Source organism: Streptomyces sp. NPDC000878, assembly GCF_053599695.1.
The window spans coordinates 128,293-154,126 of record NZ_JBSFMT010000004.1; the positions used below are offsets into that span (position 1 = coordinate 128,293).

The window sequence follows — 25,834 nt, forward strand, 5'->3', positions numbered from 1 at the left end:
AGCGGAAAAGGCCGGTAAGCCCAGGGTGCCCCGCCCGATCCCGTTGTTCCAGCCTCAGTACCGAACGCGGCAGCGCCGGGACGACCGGGGACAGCTCCGCCAGCCCCAGCACCTGCCGACAGCCTCACCCGCCGGCCCGGATGCGCGGCAGGCTCGGCGCCGTCCGGACGACCGCCGTGCCGCCTATGCTGCGGCGAGGCAAGAGGCACGGGGAGGCATGCATGCGTAAGCCTGGCGTCCAGGTGCTGGCCTGGGGTTCGGCGTCGGTGTGGGTGATGGCGGCCGTGGTGGCATGCGGTCACCCGGAGTCGGCGGCCGACGATGCCGCCCGGAGCGCCTCCCAGGATTCTTTCCGGGACTCCTCCACGTACACCTCCGAGTTGCAGAAGAGCGACCTCCCCTGGAGCGGCAGTCCCAGTCCGTACGACGCCGAGGTGAGACTCGATGACGGTCGCCGGGTGGCCATGCACTACCGGCGGGGCCAGGGCCTCGTCGAGCAGCACTACAGTCCTCGGGCGAAGGCCTGGACCCGCGCGGTGGTCATCCACCGTACCGAGGCGGACGCATGCCAGGGCATCGAGCTGCGGGCGAACGGTGGCACCGTCGCGGCGATCGCGGACTTCGGCCCCTACTGCTACGACGGCGAGCCGCCGGCCGTGTCGATCGCGGCCGTCGGCACGGACAGCCTCACCGAGTGGGACGTCAACGTCACGAAGGATTTCGACGGTTGGGAGCGGGCCTCCGTCTCCGACGACGGGGGTGAGGTCGTCTTCAGGAGGGACATCACCCTCCGTTGGAGCCGTACCGACGGGTTCGGCGATCAGTGACGGGCCTTCAGCGCAACGACGGGACCGTCCTCACCTCAGGCCGGTGGGCGCTCGGGGTCCTGTGGGGTGGTCGGGTGGTCGTAGCGGGAGGTCGTGGGGGTGGCCTGGCGCCAGGCGGAGGAGAGTTCGCGGTTGAGGGCGCGTTCTGCCTCCGGGCCTTCCGGCAGCGGGAGGTGAAGGGCCGTCAGCATGTCGAAGCGGTGCAGGTCGAACGCCGTGCGTACGCACTCGCTGTAGGCGAGCGCCGCCCGGACCGCCCCGACGTACGCGACGCGGGCGACGGCGAGCGGCAGCAGAGCGAGACACGCCCACCAGCCCGCGGACGGCAGGAGCAGCGCGGCGGACGTGACGGCGGTGGCCGCCATCGTCACCGCCAGCCGGGCGGCCCCGTCGAGTGTGTTGCGGCGGTCGGTGACGATCGCGCGGGTCGTCTCGCCGAGCACGGGATACAGCCGTGGCCAGGCGACCACGGCATCGAGCCCGTACGGCTCACCGGCCTGCCGTTCCATGGCTGCCAGGACGTTGCCGAGCGCCGTGGGGCGGACCTGTTCCGCAGGCGGAAACCCGCGGCGCAGCCGGGTTCCGGCGAGTCCGGCGGCCTGGATCTCCGCGTTCGAGGGCTCCGTGTCGGCGTCCTCGGGCAGTTCGGCCCGTTCGGCGAGGAGTGCCCTGCGCCGCAGTTGGCGTGCTCGTGACGCCCGGGCCACGGGCGTGGTCCAGCATGGCCAGCCGCCTTCGAGGAGCCGGACGACGGCGAGTTGGAGTGGGTGGCCGAGGGTCGCGCCCAGGGTGACGGCGAGGGCCACCAGCAGGACCTCGCCCGTGCCCAGGTCGGCGGCCGTCCGCCAGGCGCGGTCGAAGTCCGGGGGGCTGCCCGGCGCTCCGGCCCAGACCAGGGTCAGGACGAAGAGTGCCGCCGCGTAGGTGGGCAGGTGGTCGACCAGGAAGAACCGGACGCCTTCGAGACCCGGCCTGGCGGCGGTGTCGAGTCTCACCGCTGGAGTTCCAGGTCGCCGTGTCCGTTCGGACACACCGGAGCGGGGCGGGTGTCGGCGTGGATCCGGCGGCGCAGGGTGTCGCAGGAGGGGCAGCGGTAGCGCAGGATCTCGTACCGCAGCGACTCGCCCGGCAGGGTGGCCCCGTCCCCGTCGCCCACCGAGCGCAGCACCGGCGTGCCGAGTCCGCTGAGGTAGGCGCGGGTGGTGATCCCCACGATCCGGCCGCCGACGCCGACGGCGACCTCCCGCAGGGTGCGGTCGGTCACGAAGAGCGACTCCAGCGCGTCCGCCGCGTCAGGCACCCGGCAGCCCGGCGGCAGGTCGAGGACCGGTATGCCGTCCGGCAGGGGCTCGGCGGGTCTCGACGCGTCGAGCAGGATGTCGAACTTGTCATCGGTCATGACCCATTGAGGTATCAAGCCGTCACGGTCCGCGTCCAGCGCCGTACATTGAGTGCGGGGAGACGCCGGGCGGGGGAGGCCTGTGATGGGGAAGCAGCCGACGGCCGCGCTGTGGGCGCGCATCGAGGCGTACGAGGCGGGCGACGACGAGGCGCTCACCTCTCCGGCGGCGGTCGCCGCGGCCGAGTCGCTGCGCGCCGGCCCCGGTTCCGAGGACGGCGACGTCCTGGCCGTGCTGACGAAGTACCACTGGTACCGCTTCCACGCGGGCCTCGGACCCGAGGAACTGGCCGCTGCCGCACGGACGGGCGACCGGCTGCGCGAGGGGGACCCCGACGCTCTGCCCGGGGCGCTGCGCGACGTCCTCGAACTCGTCGACGCGACCCTCGCGGGCGAGGGGACGACGCTGGACTTCGAGGGCGACGGCGATTGGCGCGACGCGTACATCAACCTCTTCTTCACCCTGGCCCAGGCATGGTGGTTCGCCCACGAGGACGCCGACCCGGCCGCGTCCGCCGCGCTGCACGACCGTGCTGTGGCGGCGATGGGCCTCACCCGGGCCCTCATGCCCGCTGACGACCGGCTGCGCCCGCTGGCCACGGGCCTGCTCGGCCGGTACGTGTCGACGCGGGGCGCCCGCACGGGAGACCGGGACGATCTCACGTCCGCCCTCGCGCTGCTCCACGAGGCCCTCGACACCACCGCGCCCGGCGACGAGTTCCGCGGAACGTTGCACAGCTTCCTCGTCGAGGCGCTCGCCGGCGCCGCCGTCCGGGACGACACCCCCGCCGCCGGCAGCGCCTTCGCCCGGGCGGCCACCTCCGCGTTGCGCGAACTCGACCCGGACAGTGTCGACTTCGGGCACATCGCCGAACTGTCCCGAAGTCTCGCCGCCCGCCGCCTGAGCGTTGACCTGGCCGGGGACCGGGACATCGACGAGCGCGTCGACCACGCCCGGCTCGATGCCGCCGCCCACCCCGTGGCGGACCGGGAACGCGCGGTGGCGCTCTTCCTGCTGGGCACCGCGCTGCAGGCCCGCGCGGGTGCCCGGCTGTCGATCGAGGACAACACCGAGGGGATCGCGGCGCTGCGCGAGATGGCGGGACTCGTCGCGGACGCCGAACTGCCCGCGCAGCGCGCCCTGCCGCACACCCTGCTCAGTGTGCTCCTGGACCAGCGGCTCGGGTTCACCGGCGACACCGCCGCCGCCACCGAGGCGGTCGCCGCCGCCCGTCACGCGGTGGAACTCATGCCGCCGGGCGCGGAGTTGCGGGCGTACTGCCTGGCGAATCTCGGCGCCGCCCTGTCCATGCGGTACGACGTGAGCGGCGCGCTCGCCGACCTGGACGAGGCCATCGACGTGCTGAGCGGCGCCATCGGGGAGGGCGGCGCCGTCGAGGCGAGGACACTGTCCGTGCTGGGCCTCAGCTATTACTACCGCTACGACAAGACGGGCGACGTCGCCGACCTCGAAGCGGGCGTGCACTGGTCACGTCGGGCCGTCGCCGTGACGACCCCCGCCGATCCGGGGCGGCCCGACTGGCTGGGCAACCTCGCCACCGCCCTGCTCATGTGGCACCGGCACGCGGGCGCCCCCGAGGTGCTCGACGAGGCCGTGGACCTGATGCGGGAGGCGGCCTCGCTCACCCCGCCGGAGCACGGCGACCGGGAACGTGCGCAGTCGAACCTGGGTGACGCGTTGTTGGAGCGCTACCAGTCCACCGGCTCCCCCGACGACCTGCGGGAGGCCGTCGCAGCCGTCCGGGACGCGGTGACCCACTCCGTGCCGGGCACACCGGGCGCGGCCAAGGCCCGGACCATGCTGGGCAACACCCTGCTCCAGCTCTACGAACTCACCGGGGACCCGGCCGACCTCGACGAGGCGATCGAGCTGTCGGACCTGACGGACCGCGCGGGCGGCTCCGTACCGGTGACGGCCCGGGATCTGAACAACCTCGGTGTCCCGCTCCTGATCCGCTACGACCTGACGGGCTCGGGCACCGATCTCGACCGGGCGATCACCGCGTACCACGAGGCGCACCGGCTGGCGGCACCCGGCAGCACCGAGGCGGTCCGCGCCCTCCTCAACCTCGGCAACGCTCTCGAATACCGCTACCGGAAGAGCGGGCACCGTCCCGACCTCGACGAGGCCATCGTCTTCCTGGGACGCGCGGCGGACTCCGGTCCCGCCGCGGCCGAACGGCCCATGGTGTTCATCAACCTCGCCAAGGCCCTCGCCGTGCGGTACGAACTCTCCGGTGAGGCCGAGGACATCGACCGGTCGGCCGACGCCATGAAACAGGCGCTCGCCGCCCTGCCGGCCGGTCATGCCCGGCGGCACCGCTATCTCTCGGCGTACGGGAGCGTGCTGGTCCGGCGCGGCGCACGCACCGGCTCCCTCACCGACCTCGACGGCGCCGTGGCCCACGCGGGGGCGGCCGTCGAGGCGACACCCGACTCGGACCCGCGCCGCAGTGCTCACTTCATCAACCTCGCAGCCGCCCTCGTCGCCCGCTTCCGGCACACGGGAGACCCTCAGGACCGGGCCGACGCGGAACGGCTGCTGGGTACGGCCGCCGAGGCGACGGTCTCCCCGGCCGCCGTGCGCGTCCAGGCCGCGCGCGAGGCGGGCGCGCTCGCTCTGGAACGCGGGGACACCGAGGCCGCGCTGGCCTTCCTCGAACAGGCCGTGCTGCTGATGCCGTTGCTGGCCTGGCGGGGCATCCCGCGGGCCGATCAGGAGCGCAGGCTCACCGAGTTGGCCGGCGTTGCGTCCGTGGCCGCCGCGGCGGCCGTCGCCGTCGGCCGCCCCGAGAGAGCGGTCGAACTGCTGGAGCAGGGCAGGTCCGTCCTGTGGTCGCAGATCCTGGACACCCGGGAGGATCTCACCGCTCTGCGTGCCGTACGTCCCGACCTCGTCGACCGGCTCACCGAGGTCCGGGCCGCCCTCGACGTACAAATCGACCACGACTTCGCCGGCCGCGCACCGACGGGGGCGGGTGACCGCACCGCGTCGGCCAGGAGCTGGGACCGACTGGTCGCCGAGGTGCGGTCGTTGCCGGGCTTCCAGGGCTTCCTGAAACCCCGTTCGTTCGAGGAGCTGTCGGTGTCCGCCGCCGAGGGGCCGGTGGTCGTCGTCAATCTCAGCGCGCTGCGCTGCGACGCCCTGGTGATCGTCGACGGCGCGGTGCGGGTGGTACCGCTCCCCGGCCTCGACCCGGAGCGGCTGGTGGAGCACCTCAACGACGTCTTCGGCACGTTCGACGATCCCCCGGCGGGCCTCGCGGCCGTCGTCCGTGCCCATCTGACGGTCACCAGCCTCCTGGAGTGGCTGTGGACGGCCGTCACCGGCCCGGTACTGGCGGCCGTCGGTCCGGTACGGCGCCTGTGGTGGTGCCCCACCGGGCTGCTGGCGTTCCTGCCGCTGCACGCGGCCCTCCGTCCGGGTACGGACGAATCGGCCCTGGACCACGTCGTCTCCTCCTACACCCCCACCCTCCGCGATCTGATCACCGCCCGCTCCCGGCCCGAACCGCCCGACCCCCGCGTGCTCGTCGTGGCCATGCCCGAGACACCGGGGGCGCCCGACCTCGCGGTGGAACCCGAGACCGACGCGCTGAAACGGCTCTTCGGGTCCCGCGCCACCGTGGTGACAGGTCCCGGGGCCACTCGCGCCCGCGTTCTCGACGAAATCGGCCGCCACTCGTGGGTGCACTTCGCGTGTCACGGACACCAGGACCTGGCGGATCCCTCCCGCAATGCCCTCCTGCTGGCCGACGAACCGCTCACGGTCCTGGACCTGGCCCGACTGCGGCCCACCGGCGCCGAGTTGGCCTACCTCTCGGCCTGCCGAACGGCGGCCGGCGGGGCCGCCCTGCCCGACGAGGCGATCCACCTGGCCTCCTCCCTGCGCCTTGCCGGCTTCCGGCATGTCATCGCCACCCTGTGGCCCCTCTACGACTCGGTGGCGCCCCAGGTCAGCGAGGACGTGTACCAGGCACTGGCCGACAGCGGCGGGACCTCCGGCGCGGCAGAACTGCTGCACGCGGCAGTACGCCGGCTCAGGAACGCCTCTGTCGGCCACTCACCGGCCGTGTGGGCGCCGTACGTCCACATCGGCCCCTGACGCCACCAGGGCCGCCCGGAGTCAGCCCGGGAAGTCGGCAGGAGCAACAGCGACCTCTGCCTGGAGCGCGTACAGCCGCGGAAGGTTGACCACGATCGCCTCCTGGGTGCTGCGGGCGATCACGACCACCGCCTCCTCGGCGGGGTCCGGGTTCTCCTCGCGGTGGGGGACGAACGGGGGGACGAAGATGTAGTCGCCCGGGGAGGTGCGCAGGCGGATCTCCTCCGACTGTGGGCCGGAGTCGTCCAGGAAGACGAACTCGGGGTGTCCGCTGACGATGTAGATGGCGGTCTCGGACTCGCCGTGGTGATGGTCGGAGGACGAGGTTGAGGGGGCGACGTGGGTCTGGCCCATCCACAGCTTCTCGGAGCCGACCGTCCGGCCGCTGACCGCGGCGAAGCGCCGCATCCCCCCGGTCTGTGCGGTGTCGCCGTCGAGCGCGTCGGCACGGACGTGGTGCAGCCGGGTGCGCAGGGGCGATGCCGGCTGCCCGGCGGTGTCGTGGAGATGGGGGTGGAAACCCTCGCCCGGGGTCGTCAGCGGCTCGCTCATGGGTCGGGACGCTAGAGCCGTCCCGAAAAGGATGTCAAGAGGTGTCCATTACGCTTCACCTGCGGCAATGTTGCCGCAATGTTCGAGGGGAAGCTGCGGAGACCCGCACCACGGGCGTCTTGTCGGGCATCATGTGCGCATGCATATTTCCGCGAAGGCGGACTACGCCACGCGGGCCCTTCTGGAGCTCGCCCGCGATCCTGCCCGCCCCCTCACGTGCGAGGCCATCGCCTCCTCGCAGCAGGTTCCGTTCCGTTTTCTGAAGTCCGTGGTCGGCGAGCTGCGGAAGGCCGGTCTGGTGCGCAGTCAGCGTGGCTGCGAGGGCGGGTACTGGCTCGGCCGGCCCGCCGACGAGATCACGCTCCTGGATGTGGCGCGTGCCGTGGACGGTGAGTTGATCACCCTGCGCGGCGAGTCGCTGGCCGGGCTCGACTATCCAGGACCCGCCTCCGGCCTGCCCGAAGTGTGGCGGCGGATCGAGGCGGAGGCCGCCGCGATCCTGGGCGGTACGACGCTGACCGCGCTGTTGGCGGATGGGGTGGCCGGGCAGTTGAGCCGGAAGGGAGCGGCGTGACGGTCGTACCGAGCGAGGCGTCGGTGGACGTGGTGGAGGTCGTGGAGTACACCGACCCGCTGTGTCCCTGGTCCTGGGGTGCGGAGCCGGTCCTGCGCGGGCTGCGGGCCGCGCTGGCCGGCCGGGTGCGCTGGCGTCGCGTGTACTGCGTCCTGTTCGACGACCACGACGACCCGGCGCCCGACCCGGCCGCGGAGACCGCCTGGTACTCCCGCTACGTCGAGGACATCAGCGGCCACACGCATGCGCCGAGAGCGGTCAACCTGAGCCGGGTGGCGGCGAGTTCGTGGCCGGCCTCCCTCGTCGCGAAGGCCGCCGAGGCGCAGGGCGCCGAGGTCGCCGAGCGGGTGCTGCGCCGGCTGCGGGAGACCGTCTTCGCCCTCGGGGAGCCTGCCGACACCCCGGCGCTCGCGCTGTCGGCCGTACGGGGCGTGCCGGGACTTGACCTGGAGCGGCTGGCGGCCGACGCCGCGTCGGCCGCCGTACTCGATCACGTGCGCGCCGACCACGCCGAGGCGCGTCGGCCGGTCGCCGAGGTGCTGTCCGTGCGTGCGGGGTCTCCGCATCCCGGTGCCGCGAAGGAGACGCCCGACGGTGGACACCGGTACGCGCTGCCGACGGTGCTGGTCCGTTCGGCGGCCGGGGTGCGTGCGGTGCCGGGCTGGCGGTCGTACGACGAATACGCCTCCGCCGTCGAGGAGTTGACACCCGGGCTGCTGCCGACGCCGGTGACGCTGGACCCGGCGGAGGCGCTCGCGCGGTACCGGAGTCTGACCGACCCGGAGTGCGGGCTCCTGACGCACGGCCCGTGGCCGCCCGCCGGCGCCGTACGCGTCGAGACCGGCAACGGGCCTCTGTGGCTGCATCCCGAGGAGGCCGGGACGCACCCGGCGACCGGCCGTCGTACTTCCGCCGCGCCCTGACAGGCCTCTGATCAGGGGTCAGAGGCCTGTCAGGGCGTCATCCCGCCCAATGAGACACCAAAAGGTGTCCATTGACAGCCGCTGATGACGGGCCCCAGGATGTGCAGCATGCTTACGACGCACCCCGGTGTGGTGTGCCGCTACGTGGACCTGCGGCGCACTTCCAGCGCTCTCTGTCGCTGACCGACCGCCGCCCACGGCCCTCTGGCGCCTGACCGCTCCCGCCGGCACCGGCCTCCCGCCGCGCCACCGCACAGCGCCCGCCATCTCGCGCCCTTCCTCTCGCGCCTCGTCGCGTCCCTTCCTCATGCTTCCCGGCTCTCCCCCGCGAACCCGCCGACGCCTCACGCCCCGAGTTCGGCATGCCCCTGTTGCGCACCGCAGCGTCCCGGCATGCCCGCCCGGTCGTGCGCCGACGTGCCGCGGAGGGGATCCGTCCCTGTGCCCGAGCCCGTAGCCCTGCCACGGCTCCGCACCCTCGAAGAAAGAACTGAGATGTCCGGACGACTCACGCCCCGCAGCCCCAGACCGGCCCTTCGCCCCGCCCGACGACCCGGCCGGCTGCGCGCCGCGGCCCTGGGAACCGCCCTCGCCACCGTGCTCGTTCCCGCCCTCGCCGCGTGCGGTGGAGACGCCGCCTCCGCGAGCGCCGGCGGCGGACTGAAGTGGACCTCCTCCTACTTCCCCACCCACTGGGACCCGGTGGTCAGCGGCAGTGGCGCCCAGTTCCGCGAACTCGCCCTGGTGTACGCCTCGTTGACCCGCACCGACGAGAACGGCAAGGCCGTCCCGGACCTGGCCAAGAGCTGGGAGTACAACGCCGACGGCGACCAGATCACCTTCCACCTGCGGCCCGACCTGAAGTTCAGCGACGGGGAGCCGGTCGACGCTGCTGCCGTGAAGGCGGCCATCGAGCGGGCCCAGAAGCAGAAGAACTCCGCGCTCTTCGGTGACCTCACCTCGATCAAGTCGGTGGACGCCAACGGGCTGGACGCAGTGCTCCACCTCAGTCAAGTCGACTACCAGATCCCGCAGTTGCTCGGTGAGCGCGTGCTGCAGATCGCCAGCCCCAAGGCGGCCGAGTCCCCCGACAAGCTGGACCAGAGCCCGGTGGGCGCGGGCCCGTTCATCGTCACGCAGCTCGTGCCGGGCACCAAGACCGTCCTGAAGAAGAATCCGGACTACTGGGACGCCAAGAACATCCACATCGACAACGTCGAGCTGACCTCGGCACCGGATGCCTCAACGGTCGTTTCCGGGCTCCAGACCGGCGTCTACAACTTCGCCGACATCAAGCCCAGTCAGGCCGACGCCGCCAAGAAGGCCGGCCTCGACGTCTTCGTCCAGCCCGGCTTCAACGCCAACAACATCAGCCTCAACGTCAACAAGGCGCCGTTCGACGACGACAAGGTCGTCGACGCGGTCCGCTACGCGATCGACCGCCAGGAGTTCGTCGACAAGCTGACCTTCGGCTACGGCTCGGCGACCAACCAGCCGTTCCCCAAGGGGTACGTGGCCTACGACCCGGAGTCGGAGAACAACTACGCCTACGACCCGGCGAAGTCGAAGAAGCTCCTCGCCGAGGCGGGATACACCTCCGGCAAGCTCAAGCTGAACCTGGTCATCCCGGCGGAGGACCCGCAGGCGGAGATCGTCCAGTCGCAGCTCGCGAAGGTCGGCATCAGCGTCACCATCAAGATCGACAAGAACTGGGCGACGCCGTTCTTCGCCAAGGACCTGACGTTCTCCCTGTACGGAACCACCGGGCGGGACTCCGCCGCGCAGACCCTCACCGCGCACTTCGGCCCGAACGGCCCGCTCAACCTCAGCTCGCCCTACGAGCCGGGCGGCTTCGACGCGGCCATCGCCAAGGTCCGCCAGACCCCGCTGGACTCGCCGGACTACGCCAAGGTCCTCCAGGCGGCGACCCGGGCCGGCCTGGAGAGCAAGGCGCTGGTGTTCACGTACTCCTCGCCCAACCTCATCGCCAAGAGCAAGTCCATCTCCGACCTGCCCAAGAACCCGGCCCACATCGACTGGACCGGCGTGACCATAGACGGCAACTGACCCTCCGTAGGCCCGGTTCACATTCCATCACCGTGAGTCCATCACTGAGAGGGGGCACCCATGACGACGACGGAGGCTCAGGCCGCACCCGACGTCCGTCGCACGGTCGCGGCGGCCAGGACGCGGCACACACTCGGCCGCATCCTGGTCACCCTCGCCCGGTCGATCGCGATCTTCGTGCCCGTCTTCCTGGTCGCGACGTTCGTGACGTTCGCGCTGCGGGCGCTGAGCGGGCTCAGCCCGGCGCGGATCCAACTGGGCGAGGAGGCGACACCCGAGGCGATCGCCCGCGTCGAGGCGCAGTGGGGCCTGAACCGGCCCTTCCTGGTCCAGTACGGGGACTGGTTCAACGGTGTCCTGCACGGGCAGCTCGGCACGAGCTGGACCAACGGCGCCGACATCTCCACCCTGATCGGTCTCGGCCTCGGGGTGAGCCTGTCGGTGGCGACCTTCGCGCTGCTCATCGGCGTGGTCGCGGGCTTCGGCCTGGGCACGCTCGCGGCGCTGCGCCGGACCACCTGGATCGACCGCGCGGTCACCGGCTTCGTCACGGCGATCTCCGTGATGCCGGCCTTCGTCGTCGGCATCGTGCTGGTCGCGGTCTTCGCCGTCGGACTGGGTCTGTTCCCCTCCGCCGGGTACATCCCGGCGGAACAGGGGTTCGGTCCGTGGCTCGCCCACATCACGCTGCCGGCCATCGCACTGAGCTTCGACGTCGTCGCCGACGTCGCCCGCCAGCTCCGCTCCAGCCTCGTCGCGGCCTACTCCGAGAACTATGTGACGGGCGCGGTCGTACGGGGGTTGAGTCCGCGACGGATCTTCTTCGGCCATGTGCTGCGCAACGGTCTCGGGCCCGCCCTCGCCACCCTCGGGCTGAAGTTCCCCTCGCTGGTCGGAGCCTCCGTCGTCACCGAGTGGATCTTCGGACTCCAGGGGTTCGGCCGGTTCGCGAACGACTCCGCGCAGGCCGGTGACGTACCGGCCGTGCAGGGCGTGCTGGTCGTGTCGATCGTGCTGGTCGTCGTGTTCAACCTGGTCGTCAACCTGGTGCTGGCGCGTGTGACGCCCGCATCCCAGCGGGGAGTGTGAACCATGGTGCGTCGTGTACTCGCCCTGCCGTCCGGCCGGATCGCCGTGGTCATCCTCGTCCTGATCGCGTTCCTCGCCGTACTCGGTCCGCTGCTCGCTCCGCAGAATCCCCTGGCGACCAGCGCCGACACCCTCGCGGGCACCTCCGGCGCCCACTGGCTGGGGACCGACTATCTCGGCCGGGACGTGCTGAGCCGACTCCTCGACGGTTCGCGGATCAGCGTGCTCGGTTCGCTTGAGGTCGCGCTGACGGCGTTGGTGGTCGGTGCGGTGCCCGGGATCCTGTCGGTCTATCTCGGCCGGACCTTCGAGTGGATCACTCTGCGGCTGGCCGACACCCTGGTCGCGCTGCCGTTCCTGCTGTTCGCCGTCGCCGTCATCGCCCTGCTCGGCAACGGCATCACCCAGGCGATGCTGGTCACCGGGGCGCTGGTGTCCCCGCTGTTCTACCGGGTGTCGCGCGCCGCCACCCTGTCCGTGGCGCGCTCGCAGTACGTGGAGGCGGCGGTCATCGCCGGTGCCTCCGTCGGCTGGGTCGTACGCCGTCACGTCTGGCTCAAGGTGCTGCCGCCCATCGCGGTCGCGCTCGCCCAGACCATCGGCGTGGGGTTCGTGATCGTGTCGAGCCTGACGTTCCTCGGGATCGGTGTCCAGCCTCCCGCGCCCACCTGGGGCGGACTGCTCGCCTCGGACCTGGCCTATCTCAGCCGCCGGCCGTGGGCACCGCTCGCCCCCGCCGTCCTGATCATGATCACCGTCTGGGCCTGCAACCTCCTCGCCGACGCGATCCGTGACGTCTCGGGCGAGGCGGGCCGCGCGCTGGTCAACCACCGCAAGGCCCGCGCCAACCGGCTCGACAAGGCCGAACCCGCCCCCGCCGGAGGTGCGTGATGACCACGCTGTCCGAGAAGCTCCACGTACAGGCAGACGAGACGACGGTCTCTGCCGATCCTCCGGCGCCGGTGCTGTCGGTGCGTGATGTCCGCATCAGCGATCAGGCGGCCGACCGGGAGATCGTCCACGGCGTGAGCTTCGCGCTCACCCCCGGGCGGGCCGTCGGCATCGTCGGCGAGTCCGGCAGCGGGAAGACCCTCACCTGCCGGGCCGCGCTGGGCATCCTGCCCGCCCACTTCGAGGTCACCGCCGGTTCGATCGAGATCGACGGCCGCGACATCGCCGGGCTGTCCTCCGCCGAGTGGACGGCCCTGCGGGGCGCCACCATCAGCGCCGTCTTCCAGGACCCGGCCTCCTACCTCAACCCCTCGATCCGGGTGGGCGCGCAGGTCGCCGAGGTCATCCGGGTCAAGAAGGGGGTCAAGCGGGGCGAGGCACGCCGGCAGGCGATCGACCTGCTGCGCGCCGTACATCTGCGGGACCCGGAACTGGTCTACGGCCAGTACAGCTTCGAGCTGTCCGGCGGCATGCTCCAGCGGGTGCTCATCGCCGCCGCGATCGCCGCCGGACCCCGGATCCTCATCGCCGACGAGGCCACGACCGCGCTCGACGTCACCGTCCAGGCCGAGATCCTCGACCTGCTGGCCGACCTGCGCGAGGAGACCGGGCTCGCCCTTGTGGTGGTCTCCCACGACCTGGCCGTCGTCGCCCAGCTCTGCGACGAGGTCCTCGTGCTACGGCAGGGCGAGGTGGTCGAACAGGGCCCCACCCGGCAGGTGTTGCACGACCCGCAGCACGAATACACACGGCTGCTGATCGCCGAGCACGAGCAGTACGGCCTGGACAGGTTCCTGGCTCCGAAGGAGGACGCGTGAGCAACGAACAGACAGCTCTGTCCATCGACCCGGTCGCTCCGGTCCCTCCGGTCCTTCAGGTCGACGGCCTGGAGGTGCACTACGGGCTGCGCCGACGCCGCCGCAGCGCCCTCAGCGGCGTCTCCCTGAGCGTCGCGCCGGGCGAGACGGTCGGCATCATCGGCGAGACGGGCTCGGGCAAGTCCACGCTCGCCCGGGCCGTGCTCGGCCTGGTCCGCGCCTCGGCCGGGTCGATCGTCGTCGGCGGCGAGGACGTCGGCGCGTACGGTCCCCGCCAGTGGCGCGCCCTGCGCCGCCGGGGTGTCATCCAGTACGTCTTCCAGGACCCGCTGCGCAGTCTCGACCCGGACCTCACCATCGAGGCCTCGCTGGCCGAACCCCTGCTCCTCCAGAGCGTGTCCCGCGAGGAGGCCGCGTCCCGGGTACGGGCCTTCCTGTCCCGGGTCCGCCTGGACGAGGAACTGCTCGACCGGCTGCCCGGTGAACTCTCCGGCGGACAGCGCCAACGCGTCGCGGTGGCCCGGGCGTTGGTGACCGACCCGCGCCTTGTCATCCTCGACGAGCCGGTCAGCGCCCTGGACTCCGCCAACCGGGTCCAGATCCTGCAGATCCTCAAGGAACTCCGCGCCGACGGCGTGGCCCTCGTCTTCATCTCCCACGACCTCGGGTCCGTCGCCGGGATCGCCGACCGTATCGCGGTGCTGTACCGGGGCGAGCTGGTCGAGGTCGGTACCGCCCGCGACGTCATCGGCGCGCCTCAGCACCCGTACACGCGGCTGCTCGTCGGCTCCGCGCCCACGCTGCACACCGCGGCGGCCGACCGGGCCGAACGCGCCGCCCTGCGTGCGCTGTTGCACGCCTGAGCACTGCCGCACTCCTTCATCCCTCAGCCCCGCTCCACATCCGAGCTTCGCTCCCCGCCGAGCCCTCGACAGACAGGAACAGTCATGCCCCGCACCCTCCATCTCGCGCTCCACCCCTACGGCGTCGGCGGCCCGGGCCAGCACGGCCTGTGGAAGGACCCGCGCGTCGCGAAGAACGCCAGCATCGACATCAACTACTACATCCGGCTGGCCCAGGCGGCCGAACACGCCCTGTTCGACGCCCTGTTCATCGTCGACAGCCAGTTCATCAACGCCACCTACCCGGCCCACTACCTCAACCGCCTCGAACCGCTGACCCTGTTGTCGGCGGTCGCCACCCACACCAAGCACCTCGGCCTGGTGGGCACCGCGAGTTCGACGTACAACTCGCCCTTCAACCTGGCCCGCCGGTTCGCCTCGCTCGACCACATCAGCGGTGGGCGGGCCGGCTGGAACGTGGTGACCAGCTTCGACACCGGCACCGCGCGGAACTTCGGGCTCGACGAACACCTCGACTACGCCACCCGCTACGGCCGTGCCCTGGAGTTCGTCCAGGTCGCCCGTGGGCTCTGGGACTCCTACGAGGACGACGCCTTCCCCGCCGACGTCGAGCGGGGCGTCTTCCTCGACCCGGCCAAGCTGCACGAACTCGACCACGCGGGCGAGCACTTCAAGATCGCGGGCCCACTGAACCTCTCCCGCTCCCCTCAGGGCCAGCCGGTGATCTTCCAGGCCGGGGTGTCCGAGGAGGGCCGGGATCTCGCCGCCCAGGTCGCCGAGGGCATCTTCGCGCCCGGGGGCTCCCTGGAGTCGGCGCGGGACTACTACGCCGACATCAAGAAGCGCACGGCCGCCTACGGCCGCGACCCCGACCACGTCAAGATCCTCATCCACGGCGGCCCGGTCCTCGCCGCCACGGACGAGGCGGCCCGCCTCCGCGAGCGGGAGATCTTCGAGGAGGACGACGACTTCGACCGCAACCTCGCCCTGCTGGGCCGGTCGTTCGGGGCCCACGACTTCAGCGTCTACGACCTGGACGCGCCCTTCCCGGATGTCGCCCACCTCGCCGAGAAGGGCGGGCGCACGGGTGCCGCGCAGCTCATCGAGCGGGCCAGGACCGAGAAGCTGACGTTGCGTCAAGTGACCGAATCCGTCAACCAGTTCCGTCAGTCGCCGTTCGTCGGGGACCCGCGGACGGTGGCCGACACCATCCAGCAGTGGTTCGAGGCCGGCGCTTTCGACGGCATCAACCTCGCCTTCCGTACCGAGGACGAACTCAACTACTTCGTCGACGGCGTCGTCCCGCTCCTCCAGAAGCGCGGCCTGTTCCGCACCGAGTACACGTCCGACACCCTGCGCGGCAACCTCGGGCTGCCGATCCCCGCCAACCGTCACACTCGCGAGCCTCAGCTCGTGAGCGACTGAGGGCAGCGCCGTGAGTGAACTGTCGGTGCCGGAGGTCAGCGAACTGTCGGTGACGGGAGGCCGTGACGTCCACACCGTCCGCTTCCCGTCCTCAACTCCCCCGGCGTCAGCGGACGTTCTGATCGTCGGCGCGGGCCCGGTGGGCCTGTCCGCGGCGGTCGAGCTGACCGCGCGCGGGGTCCGGGTCGCCGTGGTCGAGCGCGCCCGCACCGCGAGTCTGGTGCGGGCGGGCGCGATGGGCCACACCCCGCGCGTGGTGGAGCATCTGCGCCGCTGGCGGCTTCTCCAGCGCGTCCGCGACGCCTGGACCTATCCGCCGGAGTGGCATCAGGGCGTCAGGCTGGTCACCTCCCTCGCCGGGCACGAACTGGTGTCCGGGCCTCGCCCGTCCTTCACCGACCGGGGCAGCCGCCTCGGCCATTCCTCCGACGAGGCGCTGCGCCGACCGCAGACCGTCCTCCAGCAGGTCTTCCTCGACCATCTGGCCGAGCAGCGGGTGAGCGTGTCCGGCGGCTGGGAGCTGACGGCGCTGCGCGAGGGCCCCGAGGGGATCTCCGCCGAGGTCGTCGACGTCGACTCGGGGACGTCCCGTACCGTCCGCGCCGCCTACGTCCTCGGCACGGACGGGGGCAGCAGCACCACCCGTCGGCTGGCCGGCATCGACCGGGAAGGGGAGCACGCCACCGAGAAGCGGCTGCGTCTGGTCGTACGCACCGGGGACATCTCCGAGCGGGTCGGGGCCGCGCCGAGCGCCACCAACATCGTTGTCAACAGCGGGGCTTCGGGCTTTCTCGCCGCCATCAGCTCGCGTGAGTGGCGGGTGTACGCCGGGCCCTACCCGCTCGAACACGAGCCCAGCGAGGAGGAGTTGCTGACGGTGGCCCGGGCCGCGTTCGGGTTCGACGCCGACCTCGAACTGGCGTCGGCGACAACCTTCTACCACGCCACCCGGATCGCCGAGACCTTCCGCCGCGGACGCGTCCTGCTCGCCGGTGACGCGGCCCATGTGCGCACGCCCGGCGGCAACCTGGGCGAGGGCATCGGCGACGTGGTCAACCTCGGCTGGAAGCTCGCGGCCGTCGTCGGCGGCCACTCCCCGGAGTCCCTCCTGGACACCTACGACCAGGAGCGCCGCCCGCACAACTGGCGGGTCGCCGACCACTCCCTGGAACGGTCCCGCCGTACGCAGGCCACCCTGGCGGAGATCCGGGCCGGCGGCATTCCCGACGACACGGACCGCAGCGCCGAGGCCGATCGGCGCCGTACGGAGATCGCCGAGCGCCTGCGTCAGGACCGCTTCGGCTCCGACGGGGTCGCCTTCGACGAGCGGTACGACGCCTCGGCGACCGTCTGGTACGAAACAGGGCAGCTCGACGACGAACCACCGTGGCGCGCCGATGTCTACGAGGACGACCCGCGCCCCGGCCACCGCGCACCGGACGGCCCCGTCGACCCGGGCGGCGGCACGCTCTACGACCGCCTCGGCACCTCCTTCGGCCTGCTCGTCCTCACCGAGGACCGGACGGTCGAGCGGGCCTTCACCGCAGAGGCCGCCGCCCGCTCCCTGCCCTTCACGGTCGTCCACCTCAACGACGCGGCGGCACACGCCGTGTACGGCACCGCCAACGTCCTGATCCGCCCCGACCAGCACGTCGCCTGGCGCGGCGCACGCCTGCCCGAGGGCGGTGCCGCCGCGGTCCTCGACCTGGTGCTGGGGCGGGCCGGTACGGAGGCCGCGTACACCAGCGTACTCACCGCGGGCGCGGCCACGACCGCCGCCTGAGAAGAAAGGTCATCCCCCATGACGAGCGAGAGACCCCACTTTCGGCTCGGTTTCCTCACCCATGTCCAGGGCCGCGACGGCGACATCGCCCGCACCTACCGCAATGCGCAGGACCTCTTCGTCGTGGCCGACGAACTCGGGTTCGACATCGGCTGGGTCGCCCAGCACCATGTCCCCCTCGGGGGTGGTGGGCTGTCCTCGCCGTGGACCTTCCTCGCCCACGCCGCGGCGCGCACGACCCGGATCAGACTCGGCACCGCGGTGACCGTCCTTCCGCTGGAGGACCCGGTCCGCCTCGCCGAGGACGTCGCCACCGTCGACACGCTCAGCGGCGGCCGTGTCGAGGTCGGCGTGGGCAGCGGGGCGAACGACCTGGAGTACGCCGCGTTCGGCCAGGACGTCGCCCGCAAGCGCGAACTGACCAGCGAGCACCTGGACTTGCTGCGCCAGGAACTGGCCAATCGCGAGGTGCGTGCGCCCGGTTTCCGCATCCAGCCTGCGGCCGGCGACTTCAGCGACCGTGTCTGGCAAGGCGTGTTCAGCGCGCCAGGAGCCGCATACGCCGCGGACAGTGGCTCCAACCTGCTGCTGAACCGGGCCGCCTACGGCTTCGACGCGCCCACCGACGAGGTACAGCGCCCCTGGGCCGATGCCTACCTCGCCGCCTGGGACCGGCCGCGCCGCCCCCGCATCGGCCTCTCCCGGTTCGTGTTCCCGGCCAAGGACCGGCGTACGGCGCTGCGGCACATCAGCGAGGACGTGCACCGGGCTGCGCTGCGCATGGCCGACAGCGGCGCGTTTCCCAAGGGCCTGGACGCGGACGAGGCACTGCGCCGCTTCCACTCCTTCTACGGCCACCCGGACGAGATCGTCGCGGCGCTGCGGCAGGAGCAGGTCCTGCCGGTCGCGACGGATCTGATCACCCAGTTCAACCCAGCCGTTCCCGACCACGACGCCACGATCCGCGCCCTCGAACTCATCGCGACCGAGGTGGCACCCGCACTGGGCTGGTCGCCCGCGCGCCGGACCGAGCCCACAGCCGCATCCGCAGGAGTGTGAAATGACCGACTACAGCGACTACTTCGGCCCTGAGGGCCTGCGCGTCCGTGGCACCGTCATCGTGGTGCCCGGCCGTGGCGAGACCCGGGCGACCTACGCCCGCTTCGGCAGGCGGCTCGCCGCCGACGCATACCGGGTGCGGGTGATCGACGCCCCCGACCTCGCCGATGACCTGACCGGCCTCGCCGCCCGCCTCACCGACGCCACCGAGGACACGGCGGCCGAGGACGGCGTCGTACGGCCCCTCGTCCTCGTCGGAGCCGACTCGGGCGCCGCCGCGATCGCCGCGCTGCTCGACCGGGCACCCGGCGCCCAGGCCGACGCCGTGGTCCTCGCGGGGCTTCCCGGCCGGCCCCCCGGAACCGGCGCCACCGCCGGCACCTGGGACGAGGAACTCGACGTCCGCACCTCCTGCCCCGCCCACCGGGGCACCCTCACCCAGGACCCCGAGGTGCGGCGCGGCTCGCTCGGCGACGCGATACCGGACACGGTGCTCGCCGCCGCCTACAACAGTGAAGCCGCCGTCCCGGCCCTGTTCCTCGTCGGCGACGCCGACCCCCTCGCCGACCACGAGGCGATCGCCCGCACGGCCAAGTCCCTTCCCAGCGCCCGCCTTTCGGTCGTCCACGGGGCTCACCACGACGTCCTCAACGACCTCCAGCACCGCTCCGTGGCCGCCGAGGTCATCACCTTCCTGGAGACCCTGCGCAACGAACTGCGTCCGCTGATCACCGTGCGGTCGAGCGCCTGGTGAGCATCCGTCCGCCCGCCCGGTACACCGTCTGAACCCCGACCCCGGAAGGTCCCGTCATGGCCTCGATCCTGTCCGTCTCCGGAAGCCCCTCCCCCACCTCCCGCACCTCACGACTGCTGCGCCACCTCGACGACCGGCTCCGGCTGCAGGGCCACGAGGTGACCCCGCTGGACGTAAGAACCCTGCCCGCGCAGGCCTTGCTCGGCGCGGACTTCAAGCATCCGGCGATCGTCGCCGCCACCGACCTCTTCGCGCGGGCGGACGGGGTGGTGATCGGCACTCCCGTGTACAAGGCCGCGTACTCGGGCCTGTTGAAGTCGCTGCTGGACCTGCTTCCGCAGTACGCGCTGTCCGGAAAGACCGTGCTGCCCCTGGCCACCGGTGGCAGCACGGCCCATGTCCTAGCGATCGACTACGCGTTGCGTCCCGTACTGAGTTCCATGGGGGCGTCCCACATCGTTCCCGGCTGGTTCACGCTCGACAAGGACGTCGCCGCCGACGACCACGGCACACCGGTCGTCGCGCCCGCCGCCGCCGAGGCGCTGGAGCAGGTGACGGACCTCTTCTCCGCCGCGCTGGGCGGGCGAACCGGCGCACTGCGCCGCACGGCATGAGCCGGTCATCCCTGTGAGTCGTCCGACTCGAGGGCCGGGGCAGGTCAGGACAGCGGGGAGGCGGGGCCGTCCTGCACAGCCGCCGACCGGTCGTCGTGTGCCGGCGGCCGTTTCGCGGGCTGCTCCTGGCCGAGCAGGTCGAGCAGGACCATCGCGTCGTGATCGGCGGTGCCGGGCTCGGCGTAGTACGTCACCATGCGGTGGCCGGGGGTGCCTTCCAGCTCCATGGACTGGTAGCCGAGGGTGAGGTCGCCGACCTCGGGGTGGTGGAAGGTCTTACGGCCGTAGGAGTGGCCCCTGACGTCGTAGCGCTCCCACAGACGGGCGAACTCCGGGCTCTTGAGGAGGAGTTCACCCGCGAGCCGGGTGAGGTCGGGGGCGTCCGGATCGGTGCCGGCCAGGACGCGCAGCCGGGCCACGCAGCCGCGGAGGTGGGTGTTCCAGTCGTGGAACAGGTCGCGCGAGGCGGGGTGGAGGAAGAGGTACCGGGCGATGTTGCGCTCCCTGGCGGGCCAGTCCTGGATGCCGGGGAGGAGTCGCAGTCCGCCGGGGTTGGCGGCGAGCAGGTCGTTGGTGCGGCTGACGACGTGTGCGGGTTGGGGGCGCAGACTCTCCAGGAGCAGTTTCACGCCGGGCCGGACGGTGCGGCTGGGCGCAGCCGGGGGTCCACCCTCCAGAGGCGCCTCGGGCGCACTGCGCGCGGCGCGGGCGGCCAGGCTGCGCAGGTGCTCGTGCTCGTCGTCCTCCAGCAGGAGGGCACGGGCGAGGGAATCGACCACGGACGCGCTGGGCCGGGTCTCCTTGCCACGCTCCAGTCGGACGTAGTAGTCGATGCTGATCCCGGCCAGGGTGGCCAGCTCCTCGCGGCGCAGCCCGGGCGTACGGCGCAGGCCGGAACCGGCCGTCAGGCCGACCTCCTCCGGGGTCACCCGGGCCCGGCGGGCGCGCAGGAAACGCCCCAGCTCGGTGCCCCCGCCGGTCTGCTGCTCGCTGTTCATGACGTCCAGTCTGCGGGCCGCGCGGCCTCTGCGGCATATGCGTGGGGGGCCCTGTCATACCCCGGAACGCCACTCCCCGGCACGGCCCGGCCTGCCACGCGGCACGTGATGCGGGAAGAGTCGACGACATCGAAGATGTCCGTCGAAGGACCGGCGTGGACCGGAGACGCCGGACAGTACGGGAAGCAAGGAGCGGCACGTTGGAAGTCCTCAAGCAGCAGCCCACCGTGAAGGCGCCCGCCGACTGGTTCACCGGGGACGTCTGGTTCGACGTCATCCACGCGGGCCAGGAGCCGTCGCGGATACGCGCGAACATGGTGCGGTTCTCGCCCTGCGCGCGGACCGACTGGCACTCGCACGCGATGGGCCAGACGCTCCACATCGTCTCCGGTGTCGCGCTGATCGGCACGCGCGACGGCACGGTCGTCGAGGCGCACCCCGGCGACACCGTCCACACTCCGCCGGGCGAGGAGCACTGGCACGGCGCCGCCCCGGACCGCTTCATGGAGCACCTGGCGATGTGGGAGGGCACCGGCGACGGCAGCCCCGAGACCGAGTGGCTCGAAAAGGTCTCGGACGAGGAGTACGACGCCCGTCGCACGAGTACCCGCTGAGCCGCCCCTGATCAACGCCCCCTTTCGAGCGACAGAGCTGGGAGAAATCTCGTGCGAGCAACAGTGATGTACGGCGCCGGAGACGTGCGCGTGGAGAACGTCCCCGACCCGAAGATCCAGAACCCCACCGACGCCGTCGTACGCGTCGTGCGCTCCTGCGTCTGCGGCAGCGACCTGTGGCCGTACGGGTCGATGCCCGCCTCCGAGGAGGGCCGGCGCATGGGCCATGAGTTCCTCGGTGTGGTCGAGGAGGTCGGTTCGGAGGTGGCCGGGCTGAAGTCCGGTGACCTGGTGGTCGCGCCTTTCGTCTGGGCGGACAACACCTGCGACTTCTGTACGGAGGGGCTGCACACCTCCTGCCGTCACGGCGGCCAGTGGGGCCCGAACGGTGTGGACGGCGGCCAGGGCGAGGCCGTGCGGGTCCCGCAGGCGCAGGGCACGCTGGTGAAGCTGCCGGTGGCCGAGGACTCGGCTCTGCTGCCGTCCCTGCTGACCCTGTCCGACGTGTACTGCACCGGCCACCACGGCGTGGTGACGTCCAGGGTCGCACCCGGCAAATCGGTGACGGTGATCGGCGACGGCGCGGTCGGGCTGTGCGCGGTGCTGGCGGCCAGGCGGCTCGGCGCCGAGCGGATCATCCTCATGGGCCGGCACACGGACCGGACCGACCTGGGCCGGGACTTCGGCGCCACCGACGTCGTACCCGAGCGCGGCGAGGAAGGCATCGAGCGCGTCCGGGAGCTGACCGGTGGCGACGGTACGCACGCGGTGATCGAGGCCGTCGGCGCCACGCAGGCGATGGACACGGCGCTGAGCATCGTCCGCCACGGTGGTGTGATCAGCCGGCTCGGTGTCGCGCAGTACACCGGGATCCCGCTCGGCTTCGAGTCGATGATGGGCAACATCACGGTCACCGGCGGCGCCGCCCCGGCCCGTGCCTACATCGAGGAGCTGCTGCCCGACATCCTCGACGGCACGGTCGACCCCGGCCGGGTCTTCGACCACACCGTCGGCTTCGACGACGTACCGGACGGCTACCGGGCCATGGCCGACCGGACCGCGCTGAAGGTCCTGATCCGGCCCTAGGTTCTGATGCGCTCCTAGGTTCTGATGCAGTCCCAGGTTCTGATCCGCCCCTGACCCGGTCGGGAGTCCGCGCCGGCTGTCAGGTCCGCTTCTCCTCGGCGGGTTTCACGTCCGACCCGGTGGCGACCATGTCGAGGAGGATCATCTTGTCGTGGTCGGGGGTGCCGGGGTCGGCGTAGTGGGCGACCAGCCGGTGGCCGGGGAAGCCTTCCAGTTGCATGGACTGGTATTCGAGGGTGAGGGTGCCGACGTCCGGGAGGTGGAAGGTCTTGCTGCCGTGGGTGTGCGCCCGTACGTCGTAGCGGTCCCAGAGCTGTACGAACTCCGGGCTCTCGGCGAGGAGTTCGTCGACGAGCCCGACGAGGTCGGGGGCGTCCGGGTCGGTGCCGGCCAGGGCGCGCAGCCGCCCCACGCATGCGCGGATCTGCTCGTCCCAGTGGTCGAACACCGTGCGGGCGCCGGGGTTGAGGAACACCCAGCGCGCGACGTTGCGCTTCTCGACCGGCCACTGCTCCATGCCCACGAAGAGCCGTAGCCCGCCCGGATTCCACGCGAGCAGGTCCATGGTGCGGCTGACCACGACCGCGGGGTGGGGCCGCAGGCTCTCCAACAGCAACTTGATCCCAGGTCCCACCGACGAGGTGGGCGCCGTCGGGGGCTCGGCGGCGGCGGGACGGGCGGCGCACACGGCGAGGTCGCGCAGGTGTGCGTGCGCGTGCTCGTCCAGCAGAAGGACACGGGCGAGCGCGTCGACGACGGACGGGCTGGGGTGGGACTCCTTGCCGCGTTCCAGGCGCGTGTAGTAGTCGATGCTCACACCGGCGAGGGTGGCCAGTTCCTCGCGGCGCAGCCCGGGCGTGCGGCGCAGGCCGGGGCCGGCCTTGAGGCCGACCTCCTCGGGTGTCACCCGGGTGCGGTGGGCGCGTAGGAAACGCCCCAGTTCGGTGCCGTCACTGCCGCCCTGCTGCTCACGTGCCATGCGGTCAGTGTGTCAGGGCGGACAGGACGGATCCACGGACTGGGCCTGGGGGAACCTGGGGCCGGACCCCGGGCCGGGCCTGGGGGGACCTGTCACACCCCCGAACAGCGCTCCCCGGCACAGCCCGGCCTGCCACGCGACGCGTCCGGCGCGCAGGCTGGACGACGGTTGAAGAAGTCGTTCCGCAAAACCCCTCCGCACAACTCGTTCCGCGCAGAGAACCCCATTCGTCTCGTCTCGTCCTCAGGAGAACCACCCGTGTCCAGTTCTGTCGCATCGGACAAGCCGTCGGCGTCGGCCGAAACCGCCGCCGGGCGGCCCGGCACCGCGAACGGTGCCCGGTGGGCGCTGGCGGCGGCACTGCTCGGCTTCTTCGTGATGACGCTCGACGCCCTGATCGTCAACGTCGCGCTGCCCGAGATCGGGCGCGGCTTCGGCGGCGGTATGACGGGCCTGCAGTGGGTGGTGGACGGCTACACGCTGATGTTCGCCGCGCTGCTGCTGTCGGCCGGGTCGGTGACCGACCGGATCGGTGCGCGGCAGGCGTTCGGGGCGGGGCTCGTGGTGTTCACCGTCGCCTCGGCGGCCTGCGGTTTCGCACCGGACCTGGGTGTGCTGGTCGTGGCGCGGCTGGTGCAGGGTGCGGGCGCCGCGGTGATCGTGCCGGCCTCTCTCGCGCTGATCCGCGAGGCGTTCCCCGACCCGGCCGGGCGGGCCCGGGCGATCTCGGTGTGGGCGATGGGCGGCTCGGTGGGCGCCGCGGCCGGGCCGGTGCTGGGCGGGGTGCTGAGTGAACTCAGCTGGCGGATGATCTTCTTCGTCAATCTGCCGGTGGGTGTGCTGGCGCTGTTCCTGCTCACCAGGACCGCCCGCTCGCCCCGCCAGGGCAACGCCCCGTTCGACTGGACCGGCCAGATCGCCGCGGTGGCGGCGATGGGCGGCCTGACGTACGCGGCGATCGAGGCAGGCGACGTGGGCGTGGGCGCGCCGCGCGTCCTGCTCGCACTGACGGTCGCCGTGGTCGCGGCGGTGGTCTTCCTGACCTCCCAGGCGCGCGGCCGGAACCCGATGGTGCCGCTGGAACTCCTGCGCGCCCGGACGATGGCGCTCTCGGCGACCGTGGGCTTCGCGCTCAACGTCGGCTTCTACGGGATGATCTTCCTGCTCGGCCTGTACCTCCAGCAGGAACAGGACCTGTCGCCGATGGCCACCGGGCTCGCTTTCCTCCCGATGACGCTGCTGACCGCGGTCGTCAGCCCGACGGCGGCCCGGCTCGCCGCGAGGTTCGGGGCGCGGATGCCGATCATCACCGTCAGCGCGTTCGACGTCGGCTCGGCCCGCCGCGAGGGTGTCCCGCGCGGACTGTTCTCCGAGGAGTTCCGCGTCCAGCGTCTGAAGGAGATCGGCGAGCAGCGCACAAAGGAGGCGGCGGGCGAACCCCTCCGCATGATCAACTTCGTGCCCATGTCCGCCGAGGAGATCACCGAGGACACTCCGGAGCTGTACCGCGAGGGTTACGACTACTACTGCACCCCTCGCGGGCAGCACCCGAACGCGCCCGGCGAGTACGTCTTCACCAGCCTGGACAAACAGATGGCGTTCGACGCGTTCGCCCACGTCGAGTCGATCTCCCCGCGCCCGCTGCTGATGATCGCCGGCTCCGAGGCGGACACCCGCTACTTCAGCGAGGAGGCCGTCGCCCGGGCCAAGGAGCCCAAGGAGGTGTTCGTCGTCGACGACGCCACCCACATCGACCTCTACGACAGGCCGGAATTCGTCCCGCAGGTGGTCGCGAAGCTGACGGACTTCTACGCCAAGCACCTCTGAGCCGGACGCGAGGCGGGCGCCATGTGGACGGGCGGTACTCGGCCGCGTGCGGACACTCAGCGCCCGGGAACCGTCGCGACGGCCGTCTCGATCCAGGATGCGCCGCATGTGTCGTGCTGCCATCGAGGAGGACGTCAAGTCAAAGCCGGGCTTGGGGACTTGGGGGGTACTGCCGTTACCTGGCACAGCACGCCCTCCCACCCGGACGGGCACGCTGATTGACTCAGCCTCACCGCCCGGCACCGTCCGAACCGCAGGACGCCCATCGCCGGACGAGCAGGGGCGTCGTCCGAAGCCACGGACGCGGACCGAACACCGCCGGACGAAATGCCCAGGCGTTCACCTCGGGCGCGGTCCACTTCGGCCGCTCGGAGCGGTGGCCCCGTCCGCCGGGCCAATCGGACCTATCCGGACCAGGACGGAAACCTGACCAGGGCAACAGGGTCTGCTCCTTCGCCACCGCCGGTGACGCGCCAAGGACGCTCTCAACAGACGACCACGAGGGA

Annotated in this window: 22 protein-coding genes; 17 read left to right on the plus strand and 5 right to left on the minus strand. The window is 71.8% G+C overall.

The features are described from left to right. The first annotated feature begins 221 nt into the window (after nucleotides 1-221). On the plus strand, nucleotides 222-827 hold the full coding sequence (locus ACWDR4_RS05825; protein WP_450404340.1) for a hypothetical protein: 606 nt from the start codon (nucleotides 222-224) through the stop codon (nucleotides 825-827). A 35-nt stretch (nucleotides 828-862) separates the two neighbouring features. Here ACWDR4_RS05825 and ACWDR4_RS05830 read toward each other — a convergent pair whose 3' ends face one another. Both ACWDR4_RS05830 and ACWDR4_RS05835 read right to left on the minus strand, forming a co-directional pair. Continuing rightward, complete coding sequence (locus ACWDR4_RS05830) at nucleotides 863-1,822, minus strand: hypothetical protein (protein WP_450404343.1); 960 nt, start codon at nucleotides 1,820-1,822, stop codon at nucleotides 863-865. Then, nucleotides 1,819-2,226 (minus strand): hypothetical protein, encoded by a 408-nt coding sequence (locus ACWDR4_RS05835; protein ID WP_450404346.1) that lies wholly within the window; start codon nucleotides 2,224-2,226, stop codon nucleotides 1,819-1,821. Before ACWDR4_RS05835 ends, ACWDR4_RS05830 begins: the two co-directional genes overlap by 4 nt. A gap of 85 nt (nucleotides 2,227-2,311) precedes the next feature. Between ACWDR4_RS05835 and ACWDR4_RS05840 the strand changes: the two genes are divergently transcribed. Then, nucleotides 2,312-6,352, plus strand: a complete 4,041-nt coding sequence (locus ACWDR4_RS05840) for a CHAT domain-containing protein (protein WP_450404349.1) — start codon at nucleotides 2,312-2,314, stop codon at nucleotides 6,350-6,352. Between the two features lie 21 nt (nucleotides 6,353-6,373). Here ACWDR4_RS05840 and ACWDR4_RS05845 read toward each other — a convergent pair whose 3' ends face one another. Beyond that, entirely contained in the window at nucleotides 6,374-6,904 is a 531-nt protein-coding gene (locus ACWDR4_RS05845) for a cupin domain-containing protein (RefSeq protein ID WP_450404352.1), read from the minus strand. A 139-nt stretch (nucleotides 6,905-7,043) separates the two neighbouring features. On the opposite strand from ACWDR4_RS05845, the gene ACWDR4_RS05850 reads away from it, so the two are divergent. The 12 genes from ACWDR4_RS05850 (at nucleotide 7,044) to ssuE (ending at nucleotide 19,824) form a co-directional block, all read left to right on the plus strand. Continuing rightward, complete coding sequence (locus ACWDR4_RS05850; RefSeq protein ID WP_450404355.1) at nucleotides 7,044-7,478, plus strand: RrF2 family transcriptional regulator; 435 nt, start codon at nucleotides 7,044-7,046, stop codon at nucleotides 7,476-7,478. Continuing rightward, complete coding sequence (locus ACWDR4_RS05855; protein ID WP_450404357.1) at nucleotides 7,475-8,401, plus strand: DsbA family oxidoreductase; 927 nt, start codon at nucleotides 7,475-7,477, stop codon at nucleotides 8,399-8,401. Before ACWDR4_RS05850 ends, ACWDR4_RS05855 begins: the two co-directional genes overlap by 4 nt. A gap of 495 nt (nucleotides 8,402-8,896) precedes the next feature. Next, the gene (locus ACWDR4_RS05860) at nucleotides 8,897-10,468 is read left to right on the plus strand and encodes an ABC transporter substrate-binding protein (protein ID WP_450404360.1); all 1,572 of its coding nucleotides are present in this window, start codon (nucleotides 8,897-8,899) and stop codon (nucleotides 10,466-10,468) included. Between the two features lie 60 nt (nucleotides 10,469-10,528). Then, entirely contained in the window at nucleotides 10,529-11,557 is a 1,029-nt protein-coding gene (locus ACWDR4_RS05865; protein WP_450404363.1) for an ABC transporter permease, read from the plus strand. A 3-nt stretch (nucleotides 11,558-11,560) separates the two neighbouring features. After that, a complete protein-coding gene (locus tag ACWDR4_RS05870; RefSeq protein ID WP_450404366.1) occupies nucleotides 11,561-12,448 on the plus strand; it encodes an ABC transporter permease in 888 nt (295 codons plus the stop codon). Further along, nucleotides 12,448-13,326, plus strand: coding sequence for an ABC transporter ATP-binding protein (locus ACWDR4_RS05875; protein WP_450404369.1), 879 nt, complete (start codon nucleotides 12,448-12,450; stop codon nucleotides 13,324-13,326). Before ACWDR4_RS05870 ends, ACWDR4_RS05875 begins: the two co-directional genes overlap by 1 nt. Further along, a complete protein-coding gene (locus ACWDR4_RS05880) occupies nucleotides 13,323-14,189 on the plus strand; it encodes an ABC transporter ATP-binding protein (RefSeq protein WP_450404372.1) in 867 nt (288 codons plus the stop codon). The genes ACWDR4_RS05875 and ACWDR4_RS05880 overlap by 4 nt, the downstream gene beginning before the upstream one ends. Before the next feature lie 84 nt (nucleotides 14,190-14,273). After that, complete coding sequence (locus ACWDR4_RS05885) at nucleotides 14,274-15,614, plus strand: LLM class flavin-dependent oxidoreductase (RefSeq protein ID WP_450404375.1); 1,341 nt, start codon at nucleotides 14,274-14,276, stop codon at nucleotides 15,612-15,614. 10 nt (nucleotides 15,615-15,624) lie between these two features. Then, entirely contained in the window at nucleotides 15,625-17,397 is a 1,773-nt protein-coding gene (locus ACWDR4_RS05890) for an FAD-dependent oxidoreductase (RefSeq protein WP_450404378.1), read from the plus strand. 18 nt (nucleotides 17,398-17,415) lie between these two features. Beyond that, nucleotides 17,416-18,456 carry an LLM class flavin-dependent oxidoreductase gene (locus ACWDR4_RS05895; RefSeq protein ID WP_450404381.1) on the plus strand — a complete coding sequence of 347 codons (1,041 nt, stop codon included), beginning with the start codon at nucleotides 17,416-17,418 and terminating at the stop codon, nucleotides 18,454-18,456. A 1-nt stretch (nucleotide 18,457) separates the two neighbouring features. Then, the gene (locus ACWDR4_RS05900; protein ID WP_450404383.1) at nucleotides 18,458-19,210 is read left to right on the plus strand and encodes an alpha/beta hydrolase; all 753 of its coding nucleotides are present in this window, start codon (nucleotides 18,458-18,460) and stop codon (nucleotides 19,208-19,210) included. Between the two features lie 56 nt (nucleotides 19,211-19,266). Then, on the plus strand, nucleotides 19,267-19,824 hold the full coding sequence (gene ssuE / locus ACWDR4_RS05905) for an NADPH-dependent FMN reductase (protein WP_450404386.1): 558 nt from the start codon (nucleotides 19,267-19,269) through the stop codon (nucleotides 19,822-19,824). A 44-nt stretch (nucleotides 19,825-19,868) separates the two neighbouring features. Here the strand turns inward: ssuE and ACWDR4_RS05910 are convergent, their stop codons facing one another. Further along, the gene (locus ACWDR4_RS05910) at nucleotides 19,869-20,822 is read right to left on the minus strand and encodes a helix-turn-helix transcriptional regulator (RefSeq protein WP_450404389.1); all 954 of its coding nucleotides are present in this window, start codon (nucleotides 20,820-20,822) and stop codon (nucleotides 19,869-19,871) included. A 200-nt stretch (nucleotides 20,823-21,022) separates the two neighbouring features. Between ACWDR4_RS05910 and ACWDR4_RS05915 the strand changes: the two genes are divergently transcribed. Both ACWDR4_RS05915 and ACWDR4_RS05920 read left to right on the plus strand, forming a co-directional pair. Next, complete coding sequence (locus tag ACWDR4_RS05915) at nucleotides 21,023-21,436, plus strand: (R)-mandelonitrile lyase (protein ID WP_450404392.1); 414 nt, start codon at nucleotides 21,023-21,025, stop codon at nucleotides 21,434-21,436. Between the two features lie 51 nt (nucleotides 21,437-21,487). Continuing rightward, nucleotides 21,488-22,522, plus strand: coding sequence for a zinc-binding dehydrogenase (locus tag ACWDR4_RS05920; protein WP_450404395.1), 1,035 nt, complete (start codon nucleotides 21,488-21,490; stop codon nucleotides 22,520-22,522). 79 nt (nucleotides 22,523-22,601) lie between these two features. Here the strand turns inward: ACWDR4_RS05920 and ACWDR4_RS05925 are convergent, their stop codons facing one another. Further along, on the minus strand, nucleotides 22,602-23,501 hold the full coding sequence (locus ACWDR4_RS05925; RefSeq protein WP_450404397.1) for a helix-turn-helix transcriptional regulator: 900 nt from the start codon (nucleotides 23,499-23,501) through the stop codon (nucleotides 22,602-22,604). A 258-nt stretch (nucleotides 23,502-23,759) separates the two neighbouring features. Between ACWDR4_RS05925 and ACWDR4_RS05930 the strand changes: the two genes are divergently transcribed. Next, nucleotides 23,760-25,328, plus strand: a complete 1,569-nt coding sequence (locus ACWDR4_RS05930; protein ID WP_450404400.1) for an MFS transporter — start codon at nucleotides 23,760-23,762, stop codon at nucleotides 25,326-25,328. The last annotated feature ends 506 nt before the right edge of the window (nucleotides 25,329-25,834 follow it).